The following is a 10,294-nucleotide window of genomic DNA, read 5'->3' on the forward strand; positions in this document are numbered from 1 at the left end:
AGCCATAACGATGGTAACTATGGCCTAGAGTACCTTTATCGCGGCGGTTTCCCAGACAGGGAGACAGGCCTTGGTATGTCCAGCTCCTTCTTAAATTACCGCGGCAACCGCACTCAACAAACCGTTAACGTAACGGCCGAAGGTGATTTCAGCTTATTTGGCCGCCAACACGAGCTGGGCTTTGGCTGGATGCATAACGAAGATGACTTTGAGATAAAACTGGCCACCCCGGTTGGCACGCCGCCTTCCGCGGGTAGTTACCTTAATTGGCGAGACAGTGTGGTGGCCAAGCCTCAGTGGGGGCAATTCAACAGCTCAGATAATATGCAGGTAACGCAAAGCGGCGGCTTTATGGTGTCGCGCTTTTCGTTGAGTGATCCGCTTAATCTTATTCTTGGTGCACGCCTGAGCGACTGGGAATTAGATCAGACTTACTATGGGTCTGAGCGGCAATACCGATACAGCAATGAAATAACGCCTTATGCAGGCATTATCTACGATATTAATGACTATACCTCTGTTTACGCGAGTTATACCGAGATTTTTCAGTCTCAGAATGCCCGCCGTGAGAATGGCTCTCTGCTGGACCCTATTCAGGGTCGCAGCTATGAACTGGGGGCTAAGGCAACCCTTCTGAACGGCCACTTGGATAGCAGTATTGCACTGTTTAGAACAGAGCAAAACGGTGTGGCCGAAGCCATTCCTGGCGTTGATGTGATCGGCCAGCCGGGTACGTCCGCCCATCGCAGTGTTGATGGTAATCAGGTCAATGGCGTTGAAGTCGAATTGATTGGTGAAGTGGCCTCTGGCTGGAATGTGAGCGCCAGCTACGCGCTAGCCAATGCAGAAAATTCCGACGGCGAGCGGACCAATACGACCCATCCGCGCCAACAGGTCAAACTGTTTACCACTTACCAACTACCGGGTGCATGGAGTGGCTTAACACTGGGCGGCGGGGCTCGTTGGCAAAGCGATATTTGGCGGAACACATCTAGCCCCAATGGACAGGTTAAGGTTGGGCAAGACGCTTACGCCGTTGCTGACCTGATGGCACGCTACCGTTTCAACGATCAATTAAGCGCGCAGTTGAACATCAACAACGTGTTTGACCAGGACTACTACGAGCAAATTGGTTTCTACAGCCAGTACTGGCTTGGCGAACCGCGTAGTGCCGCTATGTCAATCAACTGGGATTGGATCGGGTCGGAGGGGAGCTAGTCCCCGTCCGCCCACACCACCTGGCATACGGATCCGTACCACGGCGGTTGGTCAAGTGTTGGCAAACCGCTCCATATAAAAGCGCACACCACGGAAGCCTCGCTTGTGCCACCAGCGGTTATTCATCGCGAACCGCGTATGATGGAGTTGGGCCAGAAACCACCAGCGTTTGTGCTGACAGTATCCTTTCGCCTCATCCACAGGGAGCCCGAGTTCGATCATTTTCCTCACTCGGGTTCTCGGTTTAAACCACTGTTTCATCAGGCACATGCGTAGTCGGCTTCGTATCCAGCTGTCGATATCAGCAAATAAGCGGCGTGTCTCTGCCAACCGAAAGTAGCTTGTCCAGCCTCGAATATATCGATCGAGACGGGCAAGCTTCACCTCAATGGCTTCGCGATCATGCCCGCGGGTCAGTTGCCTGATCCGTTTCTTGAAGCGTTTGATCGTCTCATTACTGCAGCGGATGCGCGGATTAGCCTTTCCAACAAAGCTGTACCCGAGAAAATTGCTGCGTGAGACAGAGACGACGCGGCTCTTCTCCCGATTTACCGGGAGTTTGAGTCGTGTTTCGAGAAAGGCGGTCACGTTGTCCTTGACTCGGTGGCCCGCTCGACGGCTTTGGACGTAGATCTGGCAGTCATCGGCATATCGGCAGAACCGGTGGCCTCTGGCATCCAGTTTCTTGTCCAGATCGTCAAGTAGGATATTACTAAGCAACGGACTCAAGGGCGATCCTTGCGGTGTGCCTTTCTCTCGCTGACTAACGAAACCCCCCATCATCATTCCGGCCTGAAGGTAGCGACGGATCACACCAAGCAAACGCTTGTCGTGAATACGTTTTGCTAGCCTGGCCATCAAAAGATCGTGGTTGACCTGGTCAAAGAATTTCTCCAAATCAATATCGACCACTATCGTGTAACCCTGTTTGGCGTAGTCATGAGCCTGCTCAATTGCTTGCCAGGCATTACGGCCTGGTCTGAAGCCAAAGCTTGAGTCAGAGAAATCCTTCTCGTAGTGAGGGCTGAGCACTTGATGGATGGCTTGCTGGATTAAGCGGTCTAACACGTTAGGGATGCCCAGCATACGGTGCTTGCCATTGCCCTTCGGAATGTAGACCGTTCTCACCGAACCTGGCTGATAAGCGCCTGATTGAAGGGTTTCCTTGACCCCCGGCCACGCCTCCTTCAAATAGGATTCGGTGTCCTCAATGGTGCGTGCATCGGGGCCAGCGGCCCCTTTATTGCGCTGCACCCGGTTCCATGCCGCCGCCATATTGGCACTTTCAAGCACATCGTCCATGGAGACCGGGTAGCAGGGTTCGCAAGGGTTCCGGCCCGTAACCGGTCTGCCGCTGCTACTAAACTGCGGTCGGTTGTCATCGCGTTGGTCAGAGATCACGGAGAAACCCTTTCACTTGCCTTTGGCCCTTCGGTGGAATGTGGCCACCTACTATGGCCGCTGCTGACTTCCCTCACAGCCTTGCCGCCCCTCCCGCTGTGCGGTTGGCTTGGCTCTAGCGGTTGCAAGGGACCTCCCGGGGTAAGACGCACATCTTTCTCGCCAGGTAGCCGCCTCATATACGTACTGCGCTGCCGTGTTGGGATGAGCTTCGTGTTGTTCAGCACACTTACTCCACGCAGCCCGCCTCGTATGAGATTCGTGTTCCTCGGCTCAGCGATTTGCCGCAGGCTTCCTTCAGATTCCACCTTGCGATGGACACCCTTGCCATATTGGCTAACAGCTACTCCCAACGTCACTGCTCGGGACTTTCACCCTATAGATGTGCGCCATGCCCGGCGCACTGACCTCCTCACCGCCCAATTGAGCGAGGTTTCCAACTTTTCAAGCAGCAAACGGTGCGCGGCTTGATTGATACAAGTCTCTATTGAAAGAACCCGACTGACCTTTGGTCCGTCATAATGGCGTACTTTGCTAGTGAATATTGATCGCGGCCTTGTTGTCGCGGTCATTCAGCTACATAAGCAGGACACGTCCATTCGCTTACTGTCAATAGCAGAGAGTCTACCACCAGGCTGTTTTTTTGTAGCTAAATAATAAACTTGGAACGTCGAAGTAAGCGATGACATCTAACTTCTACTTCATGTAATTGCGGATAAACCGTTTGATTTTTGGTGCTACTTTTGGGGAGTGATCGAAACCTTCTAACACCCTTTGATAATTAATTTCATCTACAGGATCTCGAGCTGAAAATTCACCAGTTGAAACGAACTGGCTGATGTCATCAGCACTTTTCACCACCGCGTCACCATAGACGACATAGCTTTGATGTCGGATGAAAGGGTGTTCACCGGCCTCAATGAGGCATGTTCTGTCGTATCGACGACCTGGCCTTACAGATGAAATATTTACTAGAAGAACCCCGTAGTAGTCGCGCTCTGGATAATAAACGGGATCGTTCATGATGATGTGAAGATGGTTTACAGGCCCAGAGAGGATTAGCAGGGTTCCCTTGCGAAAAGGACAATACTCTGTCACGCCAAACGTCCCATCACCTGTCTGAGTTCACGGCGCTGAAAAATTTCGGCAGAGAGTTCGTCTGCTTCTTCCGGTGTTCTACCAATTGCCTGAAACATATCTTGAGGCCGGATAGGACGCATTGAGCCATGTGGATCATGCCATTCGGGGCAGTGCAGATGAGTGTATTCAACCAACTCCCAGCGAGTCATGGCTCCAAATCGTTGCCAAACCTCGTCAAGGATTTCAACATCCGCATCTGATAACTCATCAAAGCTATCTCGATCACTATCACGACAAGCTAGAGAAACTTCATAAGGAACAGGCCCGCCAGCGATCCAACTGTTCCATTCTCCACTACGACTAGCACCTTGCATTAGCTCCAAAACAGTCGATAACACTGGGCCCTTATCCATTGAGACCCAAGCATCATCTGTCATCGGCTCGTCAAATCGTTCCATAGAGGTACGATCTGCAAGGTACAAGAGCTTCATCAGTTTCAGATATGACATCTGGCCACCACGCTGCCCTAGCAGGTAAGCCGCCATCTGAGCCACTTTTTCTTCGTTAAACATACTTGCAACCTCCTGGGCCATGCTGTATGACCACCCCTAATTAATGGGGGATGCGCAGCTTAAATGCAAGTACCAACCCTTGCAAGTACATAGTTATCTAATCGATTTAACGGGCTATATTCAGCTCTTAGACAACAACCATTACTAAATAACAGATTGAAATCTTGGTCGTGGGGTAACGCCAGCGGCGGGGGTAATTACGGCTGCTGGCGGAAGCGCTCAAACATCGCCAGACCAAGAAATACCACTCCCGCCGAGATGCTTAGACAGCCCAGCCATAGCGTTATTGCCAGCCCTGTGCTCCAGGTTTCCATTGCCAACCAAAGCGGCCAACCGAGTATCGCACTGCCCGCCCAGAACCAAGGTTTTTGTTGAGCAGGCTTAAGACCACAACGGCGTCGATGGCGACTATCCGATAGCGCAATTAATGCAAAGCCCAGCGTACCGAGTGCCAGAATCGTGATAAGCATCATGACGCCACCTGAATGGGCTGCACACGGGTGCTCGCTTTTTTAGCAGCTCGTTTCATCTGCCAGACGATGGTCAGCGCGCCGACCAAACACATCAGGTCAACGCTAACACGCTGCCAATTACCTGCGGCAAGCTCACCTAGAACACGATAGGAAGGCACCAAGAGATTCAGCATTGGTAGGCACAGTAACAAGATAACGATCAGAGCTAACTGCTCCCGCCACGCCTGCGAGGCCGAGCGTCTTAAAACAGCGTGTAGCAACGCGAGCAGCCAGGCGGCAAAGAAGCAATGGATTTCCCATGGGGCACGCCCACTAAGCGCCACCGGTAAAAGTCGGTTGCTGGCTAAAAAGGCCAATACGGCAATCGGCATGCCGGCCAACGTGGCTATATTAAGCCGCTCGACACACCACATCCCCACCACGCCGCCCTTCTTATGCTTACGCTTTGACGTCCACAGCAGTAGCCCAGTTGCCACCATGCCACACCCAGCAGCCCCTAATGCAAAATAGATCCAGCGCATGCCCCAGTCGGCAAAACGGCCGGCATGTAACCCCACCATAATGCCGTGTGCTTGTTCATCAATGCGTTGCGGCTGAGTCTCTGCTAACAAGGCGCCCGAACTGGCCTCATAGATACGTTGTGGGCGGTGCGCAGATAACGCCTCGTGGGTACTTTGCCAAACCACGGCACGCGCACCTGCATCGCCAGGGTGGCTTACCCTCAGGGACTGCACCGGCTTCTGCCAATGCGCTTCAGCATCACCGACCAGTTCGCTAAGGGCATATAACGCTGCAGGCTGCCCCGTGGCTGAGTCAGAGAGGGGAAAGGCATGCAGTTCACTGGTCGCTTGGCGACGCGCGTCAGCATCGGGAAACGCGCGCTCTACTCCCCAAGGCATATAGAGCGACATGAGCGTTATCAAGCCGGTGTAGGTAATCATTAGCTGAAAAGGCAGCGTTAACACAGAAAATGCATTGTGCGCATCTAGCCAGCTACGCGCGCCCTTCTGGGGCCGAAAAGCAAAAAAGTCGCGCAGGATTTTTTTATGGGTTATCACGCCGCTGATGATTGCCACGAACATCATCATGGTGGCGATACCAATGAGCCAGCGGCCATAGACGGCGGGGAGGTGATGCAATTGAAAATGGAATCGGTAGAAAAAATCCCCCCCACGCGTTTCTCGCGGGGTAACCAACGTCAGAGTGGTTGGGTCAAGTACCGACTGCTCTCTCCCATCCTGCCCAAACCAGACGGCTGTCGAGACCGACTCGCGCTCATTAGGAAAAGTGATCTGCCAATTTCTCGCTGAGGAGGCATGTTCAGTAAGATAGTGCTGCCAGTAATCCGCCAGGCGCCGATTGTCCCACTCAGCGTTCGCGGCGACACTCGGAAGTTCGGGCTGCATCCACAACGAGATACTCTCTTTGAAGTAACTCAGAGTGCCCGTCAGAAAAACGGCAAATAGCAGCCAAGCAGCCAACAAGCCGCACCATGTGTGCAGCTGGGCCATATTACGCCTCACGCTGCGCTTAGTGGACGCCATAGTTAGCCACCACTAGAAGGCCGCCAATGGCTAGACCGATAGCTCCCCAAAGACGTATCAAACTCGGCGTGATAAACGACCAGATCGCCACGCCCGCCCAAATAATAAAGCTTCCCATCATGCCGATACGCAGAGACATCATGGTATCAAACGGTAAGCCAAGCGCTGCCACCGAAAACAGTGCAGCAACGATATAGCCGCCAAGCGTCGCGGCCAGGATGCGTAAGATCAGCAGCCAATAGGAAGAGGATAAGACGTTGAGCAGCATGGTGCATCTCGGTGCAGGTCACAGACCACCATTTTAATGCAAAAGGTTTTCATTTGCATTAGTACAAATAACTTATTTAGCACCTGCTGCACAACGTTTAGGTTAACCAAATGCGCGGTGTGTGGGCGACACGCGCGATCCAGTGCGGGCGCAGAACATGCCACGCCTGCTCACACAGCGTCCAGGCTTCATTGCGTGAGTTTCCGAGATAACGTAATAACAGCACGCCCTGGCGAACGGTAACCGCCCAACGCGGGTTGTCCGGCAGCGCTTCGCGTAGCTCATCAATCGCCACACCGGCATCTTCTAAGCCCACCGCCCATAGCGTGGCTTGCACCGTGGCGCCCCCCTGCCCCCAGCGCCCGTTAAAACGCGGATGTGCAGGATCCAACGGTTGGCGTTCAAGCCACAGCGGCTTGCCATCTAGGGTTAAACGAAAGTGCTGCTCAATGCGACCTGTTACATAGGGAAGTTCACTGGCGGGGCGGCCCAGCGCCATGATTTCCCAGCCCAAGCAACGGGCACTGCCATGCAACGCAATATGCGTTCGCTGAGCGCCTTTGGAGCCATCAAAGGCGATCGTTTCTTGAGGAAGCCACTCAAGGATGCCGCCATCTTCCACGTTAAGCTCAGTCTGTTGGTTCCAGGCAACGCCCTGACTGTCAGCTTTATAAAGCTTGTTAGCCGCAGGCGTGGTGAGCAGCGCATGAGCATCACCCTCGATGTGGGCGCGAATCGTCAGGGCATCGCCACTGACTAAACCACCGGGTGGATGCAGCACGTACACATGGCAAGCTTCCGTGCTGCCTTCTGGGTAAAACGGCCGCTGTACTCGTAGCGGCCCTTGGTGACGAGCCTGCACCAATCGGGTTGTGCCCTCACGGTTAGCAAAACGCAGCGCCAGCGATGCCGCCCAGTGGCGCTCGCCATCAAAGCGATGGCCTGAGCTAGCGGCAGGTGTCGCAAGTTCACACAGAGTCATGGCGCTATCGCTTCCAGTTGGTCAATATTTCAACTTGAAATGCAAGGAGTGCGCCAAAATGGTGAAAAACCACGTTTCTTTGTCGACACAATAACTTAAGCTTTGAGATTGTTAGCTACCAACGGCTTTAAGCACCAAAAGAGAACACAAAAACGGATAAGCGCACCAAATCTGAGCAACCTTCAACGCCGTTAGAAGAAGGCCCAAGCCTCGTTAAGCTAAGCTGCGCACTCTTCTTTGCTAACCACTAAATGGTAAGCGTTGGGGGCTATATCGTTGCTAAACTGATACGCACATAGTCATCAGCAGAGTTCAACAATGACACGCACCCATCACCCTTCCCCTACCTTCCAGCTGCGCTTAGCGTTAAACCACGATGTGGTGATTGGCCCTGGCAAGGCTGACCTGTTGGAAATGATTGATCAAACCGGCTCAATTTCCGCGGCGGGCCGCGCGCTGAACATGAGTTATAAAAAAGCCTGGCAACTGCTCGAAACTATGAACGGCTACTTTTTATCACCGCTGGTGGTAACAAGTTCCGGTGGAAATGCACGGGGTGGAGCACACCTAACAGAGATTGGCAAACAAGTACTTACCCACTATCGAGCACTGGAAAAGCAGTTTGTGATGGCAACGCCTGACGATGCCAAAGCACTGCTAGCGCTTCTGTCACCTTCTGATGGTGCCGAGCGCGACAATGATTGATCGCCATCCAGCCACGCGTTATTTGTCATTGAACACGCGCTGAGTATTCGCTAATCTCCGCTATATCCATGTGGAAATAGCGGAATAAAACGATGCTTAACTTCGGTGTGAACAATCGCCTGCTTGCCAGCGTTATTCTATTTAGCCTTCCGACAGCATCAGCGCTCGCGAGCGACAATGTGCACGTTGCAGCCGCTGCGTCGCTGACCGATGCACTAAACGATGCCATTGCGGTTTATGAAACGCATAATGACGTTGATGTGACCGCGATTTATGCTTCGTCGTCTACCCTTGCTCGACAAATCGCCAGCGGCAGTCCCGCGCAGCTATTTCTTTCCGCAAATGTGACGTGGATGGATTGGCTTGAAGATCAGCATATCAATGTGCAGCAACGTAGAGATTTACTGCAAAATCGATTGGCGCTTGTTAGTGCCAGCGATAGCGTGCCAATGCAGTTCACCCCAGGGGAAGGCATCGCTATTGAAACGCTATTAGGCGAGCGCGACCGACTGTCCGTGGGAGACCCAGACCATGTACCGGCCGGTATCTATACCCAGCAAGCACTGGAGACACTGGGCGAATGGGAAGCTCTAGCGCCGCGCCTAGCCCGTGGCAATGATGTGCGCGCTGCATTAGCGCTGGTAGAGCGTGAAGAAACACCCATCGGTGTGGTGTATCAAACGGATGCTTTTGCCAGCAAGGCCGTCAGGGTACTTGGGTTATTCCCAGCCGCCAGCCACGACCCCATTACGTACCCCATCGCCCTGATTGATGCAGAGCAAAACGCTGCTGCCGTGGCGCTACAGGCGTGGTTAACCAGTGAAGAAGCCCTCGCTATCTTTGCCGAGCATGGCTTTGACACAAGCATCAGTGCACCGTGACGCTTTCTCCAGCGGAGTGGGAGGCTATTCGCCTAAGCTTACTGATCGGCTTAGCGGCGGTTGCATGGATATTGCCCCCAGGCATTGCCGTCGCTTGGTGGCTAGCCCGCTATCATTTTCGCGGGAAAGCATTGGTCAATGGTTTGATACACTTGCCACTGGTTCTGCCGCCCGTGGTTGTGGGGTATCTACTGTTAATTGGCTTGGGCAGGCAAGGGGTGTTTGGTCAATGGCTTTACAGCAACTTAGGCGTATCATTGCCATTTACTTGGCAAGGGGCAGCCGTTGCTAGCGGCGTAATGGCGTTTCCATTACTGGTGAGGGCCCTGCGTTTATCCCTTGAGGCCGTTGACCCCAAACTCGAAGCGGCTGCCAGCACGCTAGGCGCTAGTCGCTGGCGGGTATTCACCACCATCACATTGCCGCTGGCGATCCCCGGCCTGCTAACAGGTACCGTGCTGGCTTTTGCTCGCGCGCTTTCCGAGTTCGGTGCCACTATCACTTTCGCCTCTAATATCCCTGGCGAAACGCGCACCTTACCCCTAGCACTCTATACGCTAATTCAGACACCCGGTCAGGAAGCCGCTGCGGCAAGGCTATGTTTTCTCGCCATCATTATTGCCCTGCTCTCGTTAATTGCCTCTGAATGGCTAGCGCGCCGCACCCAACAGCGTTTACAGGAACGTGATGCCTACTAACCCAACGTCTCCCGACGCCTCTGCCCATTCATCGCTATCGCTCTCTGTTGAACAACGCCTTGGCAACTTCCAGCTGCAAGCATCGCTCACGCTGCCCGCTAGCGGTGTGACCGGTATTTTTGGCATATCAGGAAGCGGCAAAACCAGCCTACTGCGCATTATTGCAGGCTTGGACACACCCGACGTAGGCAAACTGCAGCTCGGCGACCAGGTGCTACTAGACACCCAACAGCGCCAGAATGTACCCGCCCATCAACGGCGCATTGGCGTTGTGTTCCAGGAGGCGCGTCTTTTTCCTCATTACCGAGTGCGAGGCAACCTCACCTACGGCATGCCTAAACGAGCAACTCACCGCTTCGATGAGATTGTCGAATTGCTTGGCATCGGACATTTACTTGAGCGGATACCGGGTACCCTTTCGGGCGGCGAAGCACGCCGAGTCGCCATAGGCAGGGCACTACTGAGCGATCCT

General features: G+C 53.6%; 12 protein-coding genes. 5 read left to right on the forward strand and 7 right to left on the reverse strand.

Annotation, left to right across the window (positions count from 1 at the left end):
• Positions 1-1,218, forward strand: a 1,218-nt coding sequence (locus tag INT22_RS11110) for a TonB-dependent siderophore receptor (RefSeq protein ID WP_193068236.1), incomplete at its 5' end; no start/stop codon positions are given.
• Between the two features lie 51 nt (positions 1,219-1,269).
• Here INT22_RS11110 and ltrA read toward each other — a convergent pair.
• The 7 genes from ltrA to INT22_RS11145 all read right to left on the reverse strand — a co-directional run bounded on the left by ltrA (position 1,270) and on the right by INT22_RS11145 (position 7,538).
• Positions 1,270-2,520, reverse strand: coding sequence for a group II intron reverse transcriptase/maturase (ltrA, locus tag INT22_RS11115; RefSeq protein WP_212636734.1), 1,251 nt, complete (start codon positions 2,518-2,520; stop codon positions 1,270-1,272).
• Between the two features lie 795 nt (positions 2,521-3,315).
• Entirely contained in the window at positions 3,316-3,717 is a 402-nt protein-coding gene (locus INT22_RS11120) for a hypothetical protein (protein ID WP_193059645.1), read from the reverse strand.
• The gene (locus INT22_RS11125) at positions 3,714-4,271 is read right to left on the reverse strand and encodes a Panacea domain-containing protein (protein ID WP_193059646.1); all 558 of its coding nucleotides are present in this window, start codon (positions 4,269-4,271) and stop codon (positions 3,714-3,716) included. Before INT22_RS11125 ends, INT22_RS11120 begins: the two co-directional genes overlap by 4 nt.
• A gap of 197 nt (positions 4,272-4,468) precedes the next feature.
• Positions 4,469-4,744, reverse strand: coding sequence for a DUF3325 family protein (locus INT22_RS11130; RefSeq protein WP_193059647.1), 276 nt, complete (start codon positions 4,742-4,744; stop codon positions 4,469-4,471).
• Positions 4,741-6,255, reverse strand: coding sequence for a PepSY-associated TM helix domain-containing protein (locus INT22_RS11135; protein WP_193059648.1), 1,515 nt, complete (start codon positions 6,253-6,255; stop codon positions 4,741-4,743). Before INT22_RS11135 ends, INT22_RS11130 begins: the two co-directional genes overlap by 4 nt.
• Positions 6,256-6,274: 19 nt before the next feature.
• The gene (locus tag INT22_RS11140) at positions 6,275-6,556 is read right to left on the reverse strand and encodes a DUF3649 domain-containing protein (RefSeq protein WP_193059649.1); all 282 of its coding nucleotides are present in this window, start codon (positions 6,554-6,556) and stop codon (positions 6,275-6,277) included.
• Between the two features lie 97 nt (positions 6,557-6,653).
• The gene (locus INT22_RS11145; protein ID WP_193059650.1) at positions 6,654-7,538 is read right to left on the reverse strand and encodes an urease accessory protein UreD; all 885 of its coding nucleotides are present in this window, start codon (positions 7,536-7,538) and stop codon (positions 6,654-6,656) included.
• Positions 7,539-7,856: 318 nt separating this feature from the next.
• On the opposite strand from INT22_RS11145, the gene INT22_RS11150 reads away from it, so the two are divergent.
• The 4 genes from INT22_RS11150 to INT22_RS20790 all read left to right on the forward strand — a co-directional run.
• Positions 7,857-8,243 carry a winged helix-turn-helix domain-containing protein gene (locus INT22_RS11150; RefSeq protein WP_193059651.1) on the forward strand — a complete coding sequence of 129 codons (387 nt, stop codon included), beginning with the start codon at positions 7,857-7,859 and terminating at the stop codon, positions 8,241-8,243.
• Positions 8,244-8,335: 92 nt separating this feature from the next.
• A complete protein-coding gene (modA, locus tag INT22_RS11155) occupies positions 8,336-9,124 on the forward strand; it encodes a molybdate ABC transporter substrate-binding protein (RefSeq protein ID WP_193059652.1) in 789 nt (262 codons plus the stop codon).
• Positions 9,121-9,822, forward strand: a complete 702-nt coding sequence (gene modB / locus INT22_RS11160; protein ID WP_125752723.1) for a molybdate ABC transporter permease subunit — start codon at positions 9,121-9,123, stop codon at positions 9,820-9,822. Before modA ends, modB begins: the two co-directional genes overlap by 4 nt.
• Positions 9,812-10,294, forward strand: a 483-nt coding sequence (locus INT22_RS20790; protein WP_226912628.1) for an ATP-binding cassette domain-containing protein, incomplete at its 3' end; no start/stop codon positions are given. The genes modB and INT22_RS20790, both read left to right, overlap by 11 nt.

The organism is Halomonas sp. 3D7M, from assembly GCF_014897885.1.
Taxonomy (GTDB): Bacteria; Pseudomonadota; Gammaproteobacteria; order Pseudomonadales; family Halomonadaceae; genus Vreelandella.

What these genes read in the sequence shown, in the direction of transcription:
- INT22_RS11140 (WP_193059649.1), bottom strand. Translation starts at nt 6,556, where the DNA reads ATGCTGCTCAACGTCTTATCCTCTTCCTATTGGCTGCTGATCTTACGC.
- INT22_RS11135 (WP_193059648.1), bottom strand. Translation starts at nt 6,255, where the DNA reads ATGGCCCAGCTGCACACATGGTGCGGCTTGTTGGCTGCTTGGCTGCTA.
- modA (WP_193059652.1), top strand. Translation starts at nt 8,336, where the DNA reads ATGCTTAACTTCGGTGTGAACAATCGCCTGCTTGCCAGCGTTATTCTA.
- INT22_RS11130 (WP_193059647.1), bottom strand. Translation starts at nt 4,744, where the DNA reads ATGATGCTTATCACGATTCTGGCACTCGGTACGCTGGGCTTTGCATTA.
- ltrA (WP_212636734.1), bottom strand. Translation starts at nt 2,520, where the DNA reads ATGGACGATGTGCTTGAAAGTGCCAATATGGCGGCGGCATGGAACCGG.
- INT22_RS11125 (WP_193059646.1), bottom strand. Translation starts at nt 4,271, where the DNA reads ATGTTTAACGAAGAAAAAGTGGCTCAGATGGCGGCTTACCTGCTAGGG.
- INT22_RS11145 (WP_193059650.1), bottom strand. Translation starts at nt 7,538, where the DNA reads ATGACTCTGTGTGAACTTGCGACACCTGCCGCTAGCTCAGGCCATCGC.
- INT22_RS11150 (WP_193059651.1), top strand. Translation starts at nt 7,857, where the DNA reads ATGACACGCACCCATCACCCTTCCCCTACCTTCCAGCTGCGCTTAGCG.